We start from the raw sequence: 16365 nt of genomic DNA on the forward strand, positions 1-16365 counted from the left end.
AATGAACGAACATGCCACAATACGAAGCAGGCACGTTCGATGTCATCGTTGTAGGAGCAGGGCATGCAGGAGCGGAAGCCGCTCTTGCCTCTGCACGGATGGGCGCTAAAACGCTTGTTTTGACGATGAATCTGGATATGATCGCGTTCATGCCATGCAACCCATCAATTGGTGGGCCAGCGAAAGGCATTGTTGTACGGGAAATTGACGCACTTGGCGGAGCCATGGGCCGCGTTATCGATAAAACACACATTCAAATGAGAATGTTGAATACAGCTAAAGGACCAGCTGTTCGCGCGTTGCGTGCACAAGCTGACAAAGTGCTTTATCAGCAGGAAATGAAACGCCTGATGGAAGAGGAGCCGAATTTGACTTTGCATCAGGGAATCGCTGAAGAATTGGTTGTCGAAGACGGTAAAATTCAGGGATTAATCACACAGGTAGGGGGCATCTACCGGGCGAACTCCGTGGTCATCACCACTGGAACATTCCTGCGTGGTGAAGTCATTATTGGAGATCTGCGCTATTCAAGCGGGCCAAATAACCAGCAGCCTTCCATTAAACTGGCTGAAAACCTGGAGAAACTCGGTTTTGAAACGGTTCGTTTTAAAACAGGGACGCCTCCGCGTGTCAATAGCAACAGCATCGACTACAGCAAAACCGAAATTCAGCCCGGCGACGACGTACCGCGTGCTTTCGGCCATGAAACCACAGAATACATCACCGACCAGTTGCCATGCTGGCTCACTTATACCAATGAACAGACGCATCAGATTATAGATGACAATCTTCATTTGTCACCCATGTATTCCGGTATGATTAAAGGAACAGGTCCGCGCTACTGTCCATCTATTGAAGATAAAGTAGTTCGGTTCAACGACAAACCGCGTCATCAGATTTTCTTGGAGCCGGAAGGCCGAAATACGCGTGAGGTTTACGTACAAGGCCTTTCGACAAGTTTGCCTGAACATGTGCAGCGGAAGCTCTTAGAATCGATTCCAGGGCTTGAGAAGGCTGAAATGATGCGTGCTGGCTATGCCATCGAATATGATGCTATTGTTCCGACGCAATTATGGCCGACTTTGGAATCGAAACAGATTGAAAACCTTTATACTGCCGGACAAATCAATGGAACATCTGGTTACGAGGAAGCAGCAGGGCAAGGGCTGATGGCTGGAATCAACGCAGCAGCGAAAGTGCTGGGCAAAGAAGAAGTCATTCTAAGTCGTTCTGATGCCTATATTGGCGTATTGATCGATGATTTGGTAACAAAAGGAACCAATGAACCTTATCGTCTATTGACTTCCCGTGCGGAATACCGCTTATTGCTGCGCCATGATAATGCAGATATGCGTTTGACTGAATTGGCTTATTCAATCGGTATGATCAAGGAAGAGCGATATGTGAAGTTCCTTGCGAAAAAAGAACGCATTGAAGAAGAAATTAAGCGCTTAAGAGGCATTATGATCAAGCCGAATGAAATTACCCAGCAAGTGATCCGTGACGCAGGCGGTAGTGAACTAAAGGACGGCATTCGCGGAGCGGATTTACTAAAGCGTCCTGAAATGACTTACGATATGATTTCACAACTGACAACTTCTACGGTAGATCTGGAAGGTGAAGTAAAAGAGCAAGTCGAGATCCACATCAAATACGAAGGTTATATCGAAAAATCATTGCAGCAAGTAGATAAACTTAAAAAAATGGAAAACAAAAAAATTCCGGACAATATTGATTACCATGCAATTTCAGGAATTGCGACTGAAGCTCGCGGCAAACTTGCGGAAGTTCGTCCGCTTTCCATCGCACAGGCTTCCCGCATCTCTGGCGTAAATCCGGCTGACATATCCATCTTATTGGTGTATATTGAACAAGGAAAGATCGCAAAAGTTTCTGTATAAACTTGGAGGCGTTGAATCCGGAGGATATTTGATGCGGAAGCGCCTGTCTCATAATAGAACAACTGTTTACACAAAAGGCATAAGCTAGACAACAGAATGGGCTGGCTCACACCAGTCCATTTACTTTTTACATAAAAAATCATAAAGAGAGGGAGGAAGACAGCTTGAATGAACAACAGTTTAAAGATGCCCTCCATGAAAAAGGGATCCTCTTAAGTGAAGAACAACTCGAACAATTTCGAATTTATTACAAGGAATTGGTTGAATGGAACAACAAAATGAATCTTACGGCAATTACAGAACAGCCAGCTGTTTATTTAAAACATTTCTATGATTCTATTACTGCTGCATTTTATTTAGACTTTACAAAATCCATGAAGCTTTGTGACGTCGGTGCCGGTGCAGGATTCCCCAGTATCCCACTAAAAATTTGTTTCCCCCATATTGAAGTGACGATTGTGGATTCATTGAATAAACGCATTCAATTCCTGGAGCACTTAAGTGGAAAGCTTGGGCTAAACAAAGTGCAATTTGTTCATTCAAGAGCAGAGGATTTTGGACAATCCCTCCACCGAGAAAGTTACGACCTAGTAACAGCGCGTGCCGTTGCCAGACTGTCAGTATTGGCCGAATTATGTGTCCCACTTGTTATAAAAGGGGGAGTTTTTGCTGCGATGAAAGCTGCTTCAGCTTCAGATGAATTGGAAGACGCAGAAAAAGCATTGCAGAAGCTTGGAGTGAAGATCGAAGCCGTTCATTCTTTCCTACTGCCAATAGAAGAAAGCGAACGCTATATCCAGGTCTTTAAAAAATTCAAAGAAACACCAAAGAAATATCCACGGAAAGCTGGAGTTCCTAACAAGTCGCCAATTTCTTAATGTTCCACGTGAAACATTATACTGCCAAGGAATAGACGTGATAAAGATTCAGCAGCTAAGTGAGCTTGTAAAAGGTGGTGCTTGAGGATGAAAAGTCCTTTTTCTCGTTTCTTCGGAGGCGGAGATAAAGCAAATGAGACAGCGAAGAAAGGAGCGGCAGAACACAAAACTTCAGAAGAAGTTATGCAATTGCCGCTCGACAAAATACATGCCAATAAATATCAGCCGAGAACTGTGTTTGATGAGGAGAAGATTGAAGAATTAGCTAGGACAATTCATGTTCATGGAGTAATTCAACCGATTGTGGTCAGAAAATCCGACACTGAAGGGGAATATGAAATTATTGCTGGAGAACGGCGTTTCCGTGCAATGAAATCACTCGACTGGACAGAAGTGCCTGCAATCATTCGGAACTTGAGCGATAAGGAAACAGCGTCTATTGCCCTGATTGAAAATCTTCAGCGAGAAGAACTTACTTCAATCGAAGAGGCTCATGCTTACCAAAATTTGCTGGAAATACAAGAGATTACACAGGAAGCATTGGCACAACGTCTTGGCAAAGGGCAGTCTACGGTGGCCAACAAGCTGCGGCTGCTGAAATTGCCGGAAGAAATTCAAATGGCTTTACTGAATAGGCAGCTGACGGAACGTCATGCCAGAGCTCTTTTACAGGTGAAGAATACGGAGTTGCAGAAAAAACTATTCGATGAAACTCTTGAAGAAAACTTAAACGTAAAGCAGCTGGAAATGAAAGTCAGCAAGTTACTGTCCGATGAACCGAAAAAAACAAAAGCGCGCAGAAAAGCAGTCAGCCGAGATATGCGGATTGCTATGAACACCATTAAAGAATCTTTAAATATGGTCTCTAAAAGCGGTATTGATTTGACCACTGAGGAAGAGGAACACGAAGAGTATTATCAAATTACAGTAAAAATCCCAAAAAAGAAATCGTAAAGCGCTCTTTCCGTATGGAAAGAGCTTTTTTAATAGCATTGTCATCGTATTGTTGAAAAATTTTGATACAATAAGAAAATGGAAGCCTAATAAAATAGCTAAAATAAAGGTTCCGCAGTAAAATGAAGAGAGTATTAAAGAAAGTTGGTGCAAGTGTGGGTAGAACTATTGCGATCGCCAATCAAAAGGGCGGCGTAGGAAAAACAACGTCTTCAGTGAACTTGAGTGCCTGCCTTGCTTATTTGGGCAAAAAAGTTCTTTTAATAGATATAGATCCTCAAGGAAACGCCACCAGTGGGGTAGGTGTAAACAAAGGGGATGTCGATCAATGCATCTACGAAGTTCTGATTGATGATGTAGATGTAAAGAGTACGATAATGGAAACAAAAGTAGAGAACCTGCATGTGGTTCCCGCTACAATTTCTCTTGCAGGTGCTGAAATTGAATTGGTCTCAACTATTTCAAGAGAAGCCCGTCTGAAAAACGCCTTAGAAGAAGTCAAAGATATGTACGATTACATAATCATTGATTGTCCGCCGTCTTTGGGATTGTTGACCTTGAATTCATTGACCGCTTCTGATGCGATCATTATTCCGGTGCAATGCGAGTACTATGCGTTAGAAGGACTAAGTCAATTATTAAGTACTATTCGCTTAGTGCAAAAGCATTTAAATCATGATTTAATGATTGATGGTGTGTTATTGACAATGCTGGATGCACGGACCAACCTGGGAATCCAAGTGATTGAAGAAGTGAAAAAGTACTTCCAGGACAAAGTCTATAAAACAATCATTCCAAGAAACGTAAGATTGAGCGAAGCACCGAGCCACGGAGAGCCAATTATTATCTATGATCCAAAATCCAGAGGCGCAGAAGTGTATTTAGAATTGGCGAAGGAAGTGATTCATAATGGCTAAAGGATTGGGAAAAGGCATTAATGCATTGTTTCCAGGTGAAACAATCAATGAAGCAGACAAAGTAAACCAAATTAGCGTTGGTGAAATTCGGACGAATCCGTATCAACCACGCAAAATTTTTGATCAGGCTGCTTTAGAAGAATTGGCGGAATCCATAAAAGAACACGGGATTTTACAACCGATCGTCATCAGAAAAGCTGGCGAAAAATATGAATTAGTCGTAGGGGAACGCCGTTTCCGTGCTGCTAAACTAATAAAATTAAAAGAAGTTCCAGCCATTATTAAAGAGCTGACAGATCAGCAAATGATGGAACTTGCTATATTAGAAAATCTTCAACGTGAAGATTTAACGCCGATTGAAGAAGCGGAAGCCTATCAGAAATTAATGGAAGCTCTGAACTTAACACAAGAGCAACTGGCATTTCGTCTAGGTAAAAGCCGTCCCCATATAGCCAATCATGTACGCCTCTTAGCATTGCCTGAAAATGTACGCAAACTTATTTCTGATAAGGAATTATCCATGGGTCATGGCCGTACGCTTTTGGGATTGAGAAGTAAAAAACTTATTCCAGAAACAGCTGAAAAAGTGGTCAAGGAAAACTTAAATGTACGTCAATTGGAGAATTTGGTGCAGCGTTTAAATGAAGATGTTCCACGTGAAACAATTGAGAAAAAGAAAGATATTTTTATAGAAGAAAAACAATCGGAACTTAGAGAGCGTTTCGGTACGAAAGTTCAAATTAAGAAAAACAAGAACAAAGGCAAGATAGAAATCGAGTTTTTCTCGGAAGATGATTTGGAACGGATTTTAGAGTTGTTAAGCTGACATGTGCCTATTTCCCGAAAAGGGGAAATAGGTTCTGTTTTTGAGGTTTGAAATACTGGCTGTTAAAAAGCTTGAAGGAAATTCGGACACCGCTCTTAAAAGAGGGAGAAGAGGCCTTGCAGTAAATAAGGTGTATGCAAGGAGAGAGGGGAGAAATGCAGTGGTTCTCTTAGGAACGTTAATAAACGCGGTTTTAATTGTAGTGGGAACCATTATAGGAAGAGCTCTTCGTAATATTCCAGAAAAAATGAAAGAAACAGTCATGTACGTTATCGGCTTGGCGGTAGTTGTGCTTGGTTTGCAAATGGGTTTTGAAAGCCAGAACTTTGTCATTGTCATCATCAGTTTGGTGTTGGGTACAGTGATTGGAGAATGGTCAGATCTAGAAGGCAAGCTGAATGGTTTTGGTCATTGGATTGAACGAATGCTGGGAGCAAAAGAAAGCAAAGGCAGCATCGCTCAAGGATTTGTAACTGCAACTTTGATATTCGTGATTGGAGCAATGGGGATAATCGGTGCGATGGAAAGCGGGCTGAGCAATGAGCATGGTGTACTAATATCCAAAGGGATCATTGATGGGTTTACATCAATCGTTTTAGCTTCCACGCTGGGCTTTGGTGTCTTGCTGGCGGCAATTCCCGTATTCGTTTACCAGGGATTGATTGCTTTATTCGCAACTCAGATTAGCTTGATAATTCCTGCTGTTGCACTGGATATGTTCATTATGGAAATGAGTGCAACTGGCGGGGTTATGATTGCTGCCATTGGGTTGAATATGATGGGTGTCACGAAAATTAGAGTGGCAAACTTATTGCCGGGTATATTAGTTGTTGGAATAGTGGTTACCATTATTTATAAATTCAATTTGATGTAAATGCAGGAAGGTGAAAGAGTGAATGTTGAAAAAATAATACAACAGATTACAGGTGTACTTTCAGATGAAGCGATGTGGATAGGCTTGATCGTCATTTTTCTGAAAGTTATCTTGATAACAATAGCGGCGGTAGTTTTAGTGAAGGTGTTGCGCGTATTGATCCGCAAAACTTTTTCTGTCCGGATCAAAGGCCCCATGCTTTATAACGAACGGCGGCAGCAGACTTTGTCCAAATTATTATCGAATGTAGTGGCTTATGTCGTTTATTTCATTGCAGGCGTTTCGATCCTGTCGACATTTACAATTGATATTACCGGGTTGATTGCCGGTGCGGGGGTTCTTGGATTGGCGATCGGTTTCGGTGCGCAAAACTTAGTGCGTGATGTAATTACTGGATTCTTCATTATTTTTGAAGATCAGTTTTCCGTAGGGGATTATGTGCGCATAGGGGCTGCCGAAGGAACTGTCGAAGAGATCGGTTTGCGCACAACCAAAGTCAAGGCCTGGACCGGAGAGTTGTTTATATTCCCAAACGGTACGATAACGGATGTTGTAAATTTCTCCATCCACAATTCCATCGCCGTGGTCGATGTTAATATTTCCTATGAATCAGATATTACCAGAGTCGAAAGCTTGATCATGGAGTTTTTGGACAGCCTGCAGGACCGCTATGAACAAATCATTAAACCAGCGGAATTACTGGGAGTTCAAAATTTAACGACAACCGAAATTGTCATGCGGATTACTGCAGAAACTTTGCCGATGCAGCATTTTGCTGTAGCCAGAGGAATGCGCCGCGATTTGAAAGATTTTCTGGATCAACGTGGAGTCGAAATTCCTTATCCGCGTATGGTGATGATGCAACGCAATCCTGAAGAAGTCACACCACCAAAAACTGCTAAAACTTAATAGAAGGAGGCAAACTCATGGAAATGAAGGAGTTTGGACTGAATGATATTGTTGAAATGAAAAAAGGCCATCCATGCGGGGCCAATGCTTGGAAAATTATCCGCATGGGAGCGGACGTCCGGATAAAATGTGAGGGTTGCCAGCATAGTGTGATGCTGCCGCGTATGGAATTCAATAAAAAGATGAAAAAGGTATTAGTAAAAGCCGAAGCGGAATGAAAAATGGACAATTCCAAGTTCTATTCCTATAATGGAATGGTTGTGTAAAAAATAATTCGTTTGATATAGAGGAAAGGTTGTGCATCCTATGGCATTAACTGCAGGGATTGTAGGATTACCAAATGTGGGGAAATCCACATTATTTAATGCGATAACAAAAGCGGGCGCTGAAGCAGCAAACTACCCGTTCTGTACGATAGATCCGAACGTAGGAATTGTGGAAGTTCCCGATGAGCGTCTGACTAAATTGACGGAATTGGTGGATCCGAAAAAAACCGTACCAACGGCTTTTGAATTTACCGATATTGCAGGAATTGTTGAAGGGGCAAGCAAAGGCGAAGGATTGGGCAATAAATTTTTGTCTCATATCCGTGAAGTTGATGCCATTTGCCAAGTGGTTCGCTGTTTCGCCGATGACAACATCACACATGTAACTGGAAAAGTGGATCCGATCTCTGATATTGAAGTCATTAACCTGGAGTTGGTTTTGGCTGATATGGAAAGCATCGAGAAGCGCATTGCACGTGCAGCAAAATTAGTGAAGCAAAAAGACAAGGATGCGGTGGCAGAAGAGCCGGTTCTGATGAAATTACGTGAAGCTTTTGAAAACGGGCAATTAGCACGTTCAATCGATTTCACGGAAGATGAGCTGAAAATCGCGAAAAACTTGAATTTATTGACACTTAAACCAATGTTGTATGTAGCAAATGTCTCGGAAGACGAAATAGCAGATGCCGACAACAATGAATACGTTCAAAAAGTGCGTGATTTTGCCGCTAAAGACAATGCGGACGTCATCGTAATTTGTGCAAAGATTGAAGAAGAAATGGCTGAGCTTGAAGACGAGGAAAAAGAAATGTTCCTTGAAGAGCTGGGCATCCAGGAATCCGGGTTGGACCAATTGGTCAAAGCATCATACAGCTTGCTTGGATTAGCAACTTACTTTACAGCGGGCGTTCAGGAAGTACGGGCATGGACATTCAAAAAAGGCATGAAAGCACCACAATGTGCCGGCGTTATCCACTCTGACTTCGAACGCGGATTTATCCGTGCCGAAACTGTAGCCTACGAAGACCTGGTTGAAGCAGGATCCATGGCAACAGCAAAAGAAGCAGGAAAAGTACGTCAAGAAGGTAAAGAATACGTCGTCAAAGACGGCGACGTCATGCTATTTAGATTTAACGTCTAAAAGCGGAAACGACCGTTATGCTCTGACAGGCGTAAGATGATCTGGCGAAGCGGCGTTTTTCAGCCGCATAGCCAGAGTGGCTTACGACCCGAAGAGCAGGTCGTTGCAGCTGGATAAGTCTAAAAGCGAGGATGGTCGTCAAGATTCGACAGGCATAAGGCGAACCAGCAGTGTGGCGTTCTTTGCCACGCCGCTGGATTGACTTATGACCCGAGAATCTGGCCACCGCAGCTGGATAAGTCTAAAAGCGGAAACGACCGTTATGCTTACTGGGAATTTGGATTTGAAGCACCAAAAAACTAAAAATCAGCCGGGTGCCTTGCCGCATCCGGTTTTTGCATGGAGGAATAGGAAATGTTGTTATTTGCATACGGAACGCTGAAACAAGGCGGGAAGTATCATTGTTATTTGGAAGAGGCTGAATTGGTGGAAGAACAAGCGACAGCAAAAGGAACGTTATACGATACAGGACTGGGTTACCCGGCAATGGTTTTATCGAATGATGGACGAATTGAAGGGGAAGTTTACGAAATCCCTGATGTTCTCTGGCCGGCTTTGGATTACCTGGAGGATTATTCTGGAAATCCCGAAACGGATCTGTACGACAAAGTGAAGATCCAAGTGGAAGCAGGAGGTAAATCTCTTGAAACAGTCGTTTATATAGCAAAAGACGACAAGCTGCTGAAAGAACAGATTCAAACAGGAAAATGGGATATTGCCCATTCCATGGCATAGAAAAAAGCGTCGACATCAGTCGGCGCTTTTGTTTTTGGGAAAATGATCGTAAACATGCAGGCGCGGCAGTAGAGGGTCATCAACGATCCACGCCGTGTTTTTTTCTTTGCGCAATTCATGGTACATGATGAAATCTCCAAAAGCTCCAGCTGTCAGCATGGCGCCCAGCAGAACCAATACCTGACTGTCGAACCAAAAGCCCATTACCGTTGGAATGAAAGCTGTTGTCCAAAAAGGGAGCAGCAGCACTTTTCGCATGGCATGATTTTGTATAGGCCTGCTGGTACTAGCATAAGCAATTCCCATTTTCAGGTTAATCCCATAATTCAATGAAGAAACAGGAAGTTTCCCAAACACCATAAAGCCGATCAAGTGAAAAAATTCATGCACAATGATTAAAACCACATAGCCGATCAGAAACATTAAAATTCCAAGCAAGGAAAAACGGAATGATAAAGGTTCATTCAATAGATGATAGGCGAGAGCAAAAGCCACCAGTAAAAAAACATTGAACCAAAGCGCTTTCGGAGCTATTTCGTCCAATTTCAACTCGATGATATGGCTGGGAGTCATGGCTACACGTCCTTTAGAGTTTATAAGAAAAAGTATAGAGGATTCCAAATGGAAAATCATGCTTGCGGGTCTTTTGTATTTATGATACAATACTGTGATGTGAGTAATATTTATGAATTGCTTGCTCCTTGCCCGCTGGATACAGCAGGGCCCAAGTCCATGAGGAGGTGACAACACGATGAGAGAATATGAATTAATGTATATCATTCAGCCTGCAATTGAAGAGGAAGCGAAAAAAGCTCTAGTTGAGCGTTTTAACGACATCCTTACTTCTAACGGTGCTGAAATCATCGAGTCGAAAGAGTGGGGTAAACGTCGTTTAGCTTATGAAATCAACGATTTGCGTGAAGGTTTCTACCAGATCGTAAAAGTAAACGCTGGTTCTGAAGCTATCAACGAATACACACGTCTTGCGAACATTAACGAAGACATTATTCGTCATATCGCTGTACGCAAAGACGCGTAAACAGGATACTGGCACTAAAATTTTTTTGACTTGAAGGAGGTTGAATTCTGATGATTAACCGAGTTGTTTTAGTCGGAAGACTGACAAAAGATCCAGATCTTCGTTACACACCAAGCGGCGCGGCAGTGGCCCGTTTTACACTTGCTGTAAACCGGACATTCTCAAATGCTCAAGGTGAACGCGAAACTGATTTCATTAATTGTACCGTTTGGCGCAAACAAGCTGAAAACACAGCGAATTTCCTGAAAAAAGGAAGCTTGGCTGGCGTTGAAGGCCGCATCCAGACTGGTAGCTACGAGGGACAAGACGGAAAACGCGTCTATACGACAGAAGTAGTAGCGGACAGTGTTCAATTCCTTGAACCGAAAAACGCCAACACAGACCGTTCACAAGGACAGCAGCCTTCCTATCAACAGAACCAATCACCGAGCCCAAGTCAGCAAAACCATACTCGTGTAGATGAAGATCCATTCTCAAGCGGCAGCGGCCCGATCGAAGTATCGGATGACGATTTACCGTTCTAAGATGGACTGAACCTGACGATCAACTATTAAGCAAAGGAGGTAATTCGATATGGCACCACGTCGCGGAGGAAAAAAACGGAAAAAGGTTTGTTACTTCACTTCCAACAACATCACGCACATTGACTATAAAGATACTGACCTTTTGAAGAAATTTATTTCTGAAAGAGGAAAAATCTTACCACGTCGTGTTACAGGCACTAGCGCTAAATGGCAACGTAAGTTGACAATCGCTATCAAACGCTCACGTATCATGGCACTTCTACCGTTTGTTGCGGAAGAAAGATAATTACTATTTCAAAAAGACCGGGAAACCGGTCTTTTTTTTGTGTTGCAATAGATTTGGATTTGGCTATCTGAGTAAAAGGATGAAAAGATGGTTTAACTCTTCCCGCTGGGTTAGAGAGGGAGTTAGTTTCTGCAGCTTGTCAGCTTTCTGCCATTTATGGATTCCTTGTATTGGACACGGCTCGTTTTGTTCAGGTTCTTGAATCATGGTACAATTACAAGGATGAAATCTGCCCGAAAGAAGGGGAAAAACAGTCATATGCAAAATCAACAAACGCGACAACTTACAAATGGGGCGATGATGGCGGCGGTGTTTACAGTACTGTTGGCAATCTCGGTATATGTTCCTGTTTTAAGCATAGTGAGTACGTTAATTTTGGCTTTGCCGGTAGCCTGGTACAGCGCAAAATATCCATGGAAAGCCTCGGCGCTTTTCGCATCGGTCTGCCTGGTGCTGTCATTTATCATCGGCGGGCTTTTGTCATTGCCGCTGGCGTTAACTTTTGTGCCGTTCGGATTGGCGATCGGAATTTCAATTTATTATAAGAAAAGCAAATTATTCATGTTCATGGGTGCCGGTATTGTGCTGTTGCTCTCATTAATGGTTCAATATGTGGCTTCCATTGCACTTTTCGGCATCAATGTCTTGGAAGAATCTATAGCCACTTTTGTTGGCGCCTTTAAGCAGGTGGGTTCAACCATGGAAAGCATGGGTGCTTCTGAAGAGTCGATGGAGCAGTATAATGAGTTGTTTTCGCAATTGCAGTTTTCAATCGAAACGTTGATGCCGGTGTTATTAGTGATGAGTGTTTTCATGACGGTTTGGGTGCTTTTCTTGATCCTGCTGCCGATTATGAAACGCCTCGGAATAGCGGTTCCTAAATTTCCGCCATTCCGGAATATGAAATTGCCGAAATCCGTTTTATGGTATTATTTAATCGTGTTGCTTGTCTCGTTATTATCGGAGCTTGAACCAGGAACAATGGCGTATATGATTTTCATTAACGCCACCGTACTGCTTCAATTCCTGCTATTTCTGCAAGGTATTTCTTTTTATCACTTTTACATCCACCAGGAAGGCTGGCCAAAATGGGTGACAGTGCTGGTGACGTTGTTGGCGTTGCCGCTCCAGTCATTTACGAGTATAGTCGGAATCGTAGACCTTGGATTCGATATTCGGGGTTGGGTCAAGCGGGCACACGAGTTTAAAGGAAAATAAGGAGCTGAAGAATAATGTCGGCTTTTTTTAGAAAAAGAAAACTTCGATATCCGCTTATCGCGCTGTTGTCACTTGGCATGGCCGCAGCGATTCTGATTTCATTTTGGTCGGAATGGGCAGCTGGAATTTTTGCGCTGCTCTACGCGCTGGCTTTTAGTATGGCGTGGGTGACGGAAAGAAGAGTCTATGAAGCCACCGAAAAACATATTGAAACCTTATCTTATCGAATGAAGAAGGTCGGGGAAGAAGCGCTGCTCGAGATGCCGATCGGAATTTTGCTGGTCAATGAGAAATATGATATTGAATGGGCCAATCCCTTTATGACTTCGACACTCGAATACGATACGCTGATTGGCGAATCTCTTTATACACTGTCTGATGATTTCCATACGCTTGTGAAATCTGAAGAAACGAAAGAGCTTACCATTACGTTGGGAGACAGAAAATACCGCGTGTATTACAAGACAGACGACCGCTTGTTCTATCTTTTCGATATTACCGAACAAGTGGAAATCGAAACGCTGTATTATGCAGACCGTACAGTAATTGGTATTTTATTCATTGATAATTATGATGAACTTGCACAAGGGATGGATGATCAGACAGGCAGTAATTTAAACAGTCTGGTAACTTCACTTGTAAATAAATGGGGTGCTGATCAAGGAATCTTTGTAAAACGCATTTCGTCTGACCGCTTTATGGCTGTCTTTAATGAGTCGATTTTAAAAGAGCTGGAGCTGTCGAAATTCGCTATCTTAGATGATATCCGCGAAGTCACCGCTAAAGATAATTTGGCATTGACCTTGAGTATCGGGGTGGGTGCAGGTTCTGCATCGCTGGTTGAACTTGGCAGTCTGGCTCAGTCAGGGTTGGACCTGGTTCTCGGGCGCGGAGGAGACCAAGTTGCCATTAAGCATCCGAGCGGAAAAGTGAAATTTTACGGCGGCAAGACCAACCCTGTTGAAAAAAGAACAAGGGTCAGGGCGCGTGTTATTTCACACGCTCTGCGTGATTTGATTGAGGAAAGCGATCAGGTCTTTATTATGGGCCATAAAATGCCCGATATGGATTCTATCGGCGCTGCAGTAGGTGTCGCCAAAATGGCCGCCATGAACAAAGTAAAAGGCCGGATCATCATTGACTTTGATGAATATGACCGCAGTGTCATGAGGCTGATGGAAGCAATTGAAGGAGATCCTGAGCTGTTTGAGCAGTTCATCACGCCTGAAGAAGCGCTGGCGGATATGACGGAGCATTCCTTGCTCGTCATCGTAGATACGCATAAGCCTTCAATGGTCATTGATGAGCGTGTGCTGCAGCGGATGGAACGGGTTGTGTTGATCGACCATCACCGCAGAGGCGAAGAATTTATCACCAATACCATGCTGGTCTATATGGAGCCCTACGCTTCATCAACAGCCGAATTGGTGACCGAGCTGATCGAATACCAGCCAAAACACGAAAAACTGTCTATGCTGGAAGCAACAGCGATGCTTGCTGGGATTATCGTAGATACCAAGAGCTTTACATTAAGGACAGGTGCCCGGACATTTGAAGCCGCTTCTTATCTGCGTTCGAATGGGGCCGATACGGTGCTTGTCCAGCGCATCTTGAAAGAAGATTTGGAAACCTATATTGAACGTGCGAAAATTGTTCAAACAGTGGAATTTGTCGGCGACGGAATTGCCATCGCAAAAGGCGACCCTGACCGCGTTTACAGCCCAGTGTTGATTGCACAGACAGCAGACATCTTGCTGACGATGAAAGACGTTAACGCGTCCTTCGTGGTGGCGGAGCGTGCAGAAGGCGGCGTCCGCATCAGTGCCCGTTCGCTTGGTGAAGTGAATGTCCAGATTATCATGGAAAATCTCGGCGGAGGCGGTCATTTAACAAATGCTGCCACCCAGATGCCGGATGCAACAATAGACGAAGCCGTTGAACAGTTGAAAGCGGTCATTATGGAAGATGATGAAGGAGGAACAAACGAATGAAAGTGATATTTTTAAAAGACGTTAAAGGCAAAGGCAAAAAAGGTGAAATCAAAAACGTAGCAGATGGCTACGCGCATAACTTCCTGTTGAAAAACAATTTAGCGATTGAAGCCAACCAAGCAACGATCAGCAAATTGGACGGACAAAAGAAAAAAGAGCAAAAAGAAGCAGATCAGGAGCGCCAGGAAGCTGAGCAGCTGAAAGAAAAACTGGAAAGCCTGACAATTGAATTGACGGCTAAATCCGGAGAAGGCGGACGCCTTTTCGGATCGATCACCACCAAACAGGTAGCGACAGCACTTGAGAAAAAACACGGCATCAAATTGGATAAGCGCAAAATGGACTTGGACGATGCGATCCGTGCGCTTGGCTACACCAATATCCCGGTAAAATTGCATCATGATGTGACCGCTACGCTTCGAGTTCATGTTACTGAAGAAGCATAAGGTGGGAGACCGATGAACGAGACGATAGATCGTGTCCCCCCGCATAACCATGAAGCCGAGCAATCGGTCATTGGCGCCATCTTTTTAGAACCGCCGTCTCTCATCACGGTTGCTGAAATCGTGATGGCGGAAGATTTTTACCGGATTGCCCATCAAAAGATTTTCCAGACGATGCTGAATTTATCGGATCAGGGAAAAGCGATTGATGTGGTGACTGTGACAGAAGAACTTTCTGTCAAAAAAGAGTTGGAGGACGTTGGCGGCTTATCGTATTTGACGGAAATCGCCAATGCCGTTCCTACGGCCGCAAACGTTGCGCATTACGCTCATATCGTCGAAGAGAAAGCGCTGCTGCGCCGCCTTATCCGGGTGGCGACTACGATTGTGGAAGATGGCTTTACACGCGAAGATGAAGTGGAAGCGTTGCTTTCCGAAGCGGAAAAGAAAATGATGGAAGTGTCGAGCCGGAAAAAGGCCGGTGACTTTACCCATATCAAAGATGTCCTGGTCAAGACGTATGACAACATCGAATTGCTGCATACCCGCAAAGGAGACGTTACAGGCATTCCTACGGGCTTCCGTGACCTCGATAAGGTAACTGCAGGGTTTCAGCGGAATGACTTGATTATCGTAGCTGCACGGCCTTCTGTCGGTAAGACGGCTTTCGCTTTGAATGTCGCGCAGAATGTGGCGACAAAAACAGACGAGAACGTTGCCATCTTCAGTCTGGAGATGGGTGCTGAACAGCTGGTCATGCGTATGCTCTGTGCGGAAGGCAATATCGATGCACAGGTGCTGCGGACAGGGGCGCTTCAAAATGAGGATTGGCGCAAACTGACGATGGCCATGGGCAGCTTGTCGAATGCCGGAATTTTCATCGACGATACGCCGGGGATCCGGGTCAATGATATCCGTGCAAAATGCCGCCGCCTGAAACAGGAATACGGCCTCGGCATGATCATGATCGATTATCTTCAATTGATTCAGGGACCTGGTAAATCCGGCGAAAACCGCCAGCAGGAAGTATCGGATATTTCCCGTTCCCTAAAAGGGCTGGCGCGTGAGCTGGAAGTTCCAGTTATCGCCTTGTCGCAGCTATCACGTGGAGTGGAGCAGCGGCAGGATAAGCGGCCGATGATGTCGGATTTGCGTGAATCCGGAAGTATTGAGCAGGATGCCGATATCGTATCCTTCCTGTACCGCGAAGATTATTACGACAAGGAAACTGAAGACCAGAACATGATTGAGATCATTATTGCCAAACAGCGTAACGGTCCGACCGGTACGGTAAAGCTGGCGTTTGTGAAGGAATACAATAAATTCGTCACGATCGACTGGAGTCAGCACGAATCTGGCGGAGACTTTTAAACACGAACATTAAATGTGGTAACACATTTATATGTTCGTGTTTTCTTCTATATTGTATTGACGATTGACGGTTCTATTGGTACAATAAACAC

18 protein-coding genes are annotated in these 16365 nt (G+C 43.9%); 17 read left to right on the top strand and 1 reads right to left on the bottom strand.

Annotated elements, in window-relative coordinates; genetic code table 11:
* Window positions 1–11: 11 nt before the first annotated feature.
* The 10 genes from mnmG to FQV26_RS00160 all read left to right on the top strand — a co-directional run bounded on the left by mnmG (window position 12) and on the right by FQV26_RS00160 (window position 9401).
* A complete protein-coding gene (gene mnmG / locus FQV26_RS00115; RefSeq protein ID WP_146555354.1) occupies window positions 12–1901 on the top strand; it encodes a tRNA uridine-5-carboxymethylaminomethyl(34) synthesis enzyme MnmG in 1890 nt (629 codons plus the stop codon).
* Window positions 1902–2065: 164 nt separating this feature from the next.
* The gene (gene rsmG, locus FQV26_RS00120; RefSeq protein ID WP_146555355.1) at window positions 2066–2779 is read left to right on the top strand and encodes a 16S rRNA (guanine(527)-N(7))-methyltransferase RsmG; all 714 of its coding nucleotides are present in this window, start codon (window positions 2066–2068) and stop codon (window positions 2777–2779) included.
* 87 nt (window positions 2780–2866) lie between these two features.
* A complete protein-coding gene (gene noc / locus FQV26_RS00125; RefSeq protein WP_146555356.1) occupies window positions 2867–3733 on the top strand; it encodes a nucleoid occlusion protein in 867 nt (288 codons plus the stop codon).
* Between the two features lie 155 nt (window positions 3734–3888).
* Window positions 3889–4650 (top strand): ParA family protein, encoded by a 762-nt coding sequence (locus tag FQV26_RS00130; protein ID WP_006830554.1) that lies wholly within the window; start codon window positions 3889–3891, stop codon window positions 4648–4650.
* The gene (locus FQV26_RS00135) at window positions 4643–5476 is read left to right on the top strand and encodes a ParB/RepB/Spo0J family partition protein (RefSeq protein WP_146555357.1); all 834 of its coding nucleotides are present in this window, start codon (window positions 4643–4645) and stop codon (window positions 5474–5476) included. The genes FQV26_RS00130 and FQV26_RS00135 overlap by 8 nt, the downstream gene beginning before the upstream one ends.
* Window positions 5477–5636: 160 nt before the next feature.
* Entirely contained in the window at window positions 5637–6350 is a 714-nt protein-coding gene (locus tag FQV26_RS00140; RefSeq protein WP_146555358.1) for a DUF554 domain-containing protein, read from the top strand.
* Between the two features lie 18 nt (window positions 6351–6368).
* Window positions 6369–7259, top strand: coding sequence for a mechanosensitive ion channel family protein (locus FQV26_RS00145; protein WP_146555359.1), 891 nt, complete (start codon window positions 6369–6371; stop codon window positions 7257–7259).
* Between the two features lie 17 nt (window positions 7260–7276).
* The gene (locus FQV26_RS00150; protein WP_146555360.1) at window positions 7277–7477 is read left to right on the top strand and encodes a DUF951 domain-containing protein; all 201 of its coding nucleotides are present in this window, start codon (window positions 7277–7279) and stop codon (window positions 7475–7477) included.
* Between the two features lie 88 nt (window positions 7478–7565).
* On the top strand, window positions 7566–8666 hold the full coding sequence (ychF, locus tag FQV26_RS00155; RefSeq protein WP_146555361.1) for a redox-regulated ATPase YchF: 1101 nt from the start codon (window positions 7566–7568) through the stop codon (window positions 8664–8666).
* Window positions 8667–9020: 354 nt separating this feature from the next.
* The gene (locus FQV26_RS00160) at window positions 9021–9401 is read left to right on the top strand and encodes a gamma-glutamylcyclotransferase family protein (protein ID WP_146555362.1); all 381 of its coding nucleotides are present in this window, start codon (window positions 9021–9023) and stop codon (window positions 9399–9401) included.
* 15 nt (window positions 9402–9416) lie between these two features.
* Here FQV26_RS00160 and FQV26_RS00165 read toward each other — a convergent pair whose 3' ends face one another.
* Window positions 9417–9974, bottom strand: coding sequence for a DUF3267 domain-containing protein (locus FQV26_RS00165; RefSeq protein WP_146555363.1), 558 nt, complete (start codon window positions 9972–9974; stop codon window positions 9417–9419).
* Between the two features lie 178 nt (window positions 9975–10152).
* On the opposite strand from FQV26_RS00165, the gene rpsF reads away from it, so the two are divergent.
* From rpsF to dnaB, 7 genes are all read left to right on the top strand, one after another.
* Window positions 10153–10440: a 30S ribosomal protein S6 gene (rpsF, locus tag FQV26_RS00170; RefSeq protein WP_106533339.1), complete on the top strand. Its 288-nt coding sequence runs from the start codon at window positions 10153–10155 to the stop codon at window positions 10438–10440.
* Window positions 10441–10490: 50 nt separating this feature from the next.
* Window positions 10491–10964 carry a single-stranded DNA-binding protein gene (gene ssb, locus FQV26_RS00175; protein ID WP_008427713.1) on the top strand — a complete coding sequence of 158 codons (474 nt, stop codon included), beginning with the start codon at window positions 10491–10493 and terminating at the stop codon, window positions 10962–10964.
* Window positions 10965–11013: 49 nt separating this feature from the next.
* Window positions 11014–11250: a 30S ribosomal protein S18 gene (gene rpsR, locus FQV26_RS00180; protein ID WP_006830564.1), complete on the top strand. Its 237-nt coding sequence runs from the start codon at window positions 11014–11016 to the stop codon at window positions 11248–11250.
* A gap of 258 nt (window positions 11251–11508) precedes the next feature.
* Window positions 11509–12468, top strand: coding sequence for a YybS family protein (locus FQV26_RS00185; protein ID WP_146555364.1), 960 nt, complete (start codon window positions 11509–11511; stop codon window positions 12466–12468).
* A gap of 14 nt (window positions 12469–12482) precedes the next feature.
* Window positions 12483–14459 (top strand): DHH family phosphoesterase, encoded by a 1977-nt coding sequence (locus FQV26_RS00190; RefSeq protein WP_146555365.1) that lies wholly within the window; start codon window positions 12483–12485, stop codon window positions 14457–14459.
* Window positions 14456–14905: a 50S ribosomal protein L9 gene (rplI, locus tag FQV26_RS00195; protein WP_146555366.1), complete on the top strand. Its 450-nt coding sequence runs from the start codon at window positions 14456–14458 to the stop codon at window positions 14903–14905. The genes FQV26_RS00190 and rplI overlap by 4 nt, the downstream gene beginning before the upstream one ends.
* A 12-nt stretch (window positions 14906–14917) precedes the next feature.
* Window positions 14918–16273 (top strand): replicative DNA helicase, encoded by a 1356-nt coding sequence (gene dnaB, locus FQV26_RS00200; protein ID WP_146555367.1) that lies wholly within the window; start codon window positions 14918–14920, stop codon window positions 16271–16273.
* Window positions 16274–16365 lie beyond the last annotated feature (92 nt).

Source organism: Planococcus sp. CPCC 101016, from assembly GCF_007859295.1.
GTDB lineage: Bacteria > Bacillota > Bacilli > Bacillales_A > Planococcaceae > Planococcus.

Bases quoted from the DNA above. Each gene is read 5' to 3' on its own strand.
- mnmG (WP_146555354.1), top strand. From the start codon at position 12: ATGCCACAATACGAAGCAGGCACGTTCGATGTCATCGTTGTAGGAGCA.
- noc (WP_146555356.1), top strand. From the start codon at position 2,867: ATGAAAAGTCCTTTTTCTCGTTTCTTCGGAGGCGGAGATAAAGCAAAT.
- FQV26_RS00135 (WP_146555357.1), top strand. From the start codon at position 4,643: ATGGCTAAAGGATTGGGAAAAGGCATTAATGCATTGTTTCCAGGTGAA.
- FQV26_RS00150 (WP_146555360.1), top strand. From the start codon at position 7,277: ATGGAAATGAAGGAGTTTGGACTGAATGATATTGTTGAAATGAAAAAA.
- ychF (WP_146555361.1), top strand. From the start codon at position 7,566: ATGGCATTAACTGCAGGGATTGTAGGATTACCAAATGTGGGGAAATCC.
- FQV26_RS00160 (WP_146555362.1), top strand. From the start codon at position 9,021: ATGTTGTTATTTGCATACGGAACGCTGAAACAAGGCGGGAAGTATCAT.
- FQV26_RS00165 (WP_146555363.1), bottom strand. From the start codon at position 9,974: ATGACTCCCAGCCATATCATCGAGTTGAAATTGGACGAAATAGCTCCG.
- rpsF (WP_106533339.1), top strand. From the start codon at position 10,153: ATGAGAGAATATGAATTAATGTATATCATTCAGCCTGCAATTGAAGAG.
- ssb (WP_008427713.1), top strand. From the start codon at position 10,491: ATGATTAACCGAGTTGTTTTAGTCGGAAGACTGACAAAAGATCCAGAT.
- rpsR (WP_006830564.1), top strand. From the start codon at position 11,014: ATGGCACCACGTCGCGGAGGAAAAAAACGGAAAAAGGTTTGTTACTTC.
- FQV26_RS00185 (WP_146555364.1), top strand. From the start codon at position 11,509: ATGCAAAATCAACAAACGCGACAACTTACAAATGGGGCGATGATGGCG.
- FQV26_RS00190 (WP_146555365.1), top strand. From the start codon at position 12,483: ATGTCGGCTTTTTTTAGAAAAAGAAAACTTCGATATCCGCTTATCGCG.
- rplI (WP_146555366.1), top strand. From the start codon at position 14,456: ATGAAAGTGATATTTTTAAAAGACGTTAAAGGCAAAGGCAAAAAAGGT.
- dnaB (WP_146555367.1), top strand. From the start codon at position 14,918: ATGAACGAGACGATAGATCGTGTCCCCCCGCATAACCATGAAGCCGAG.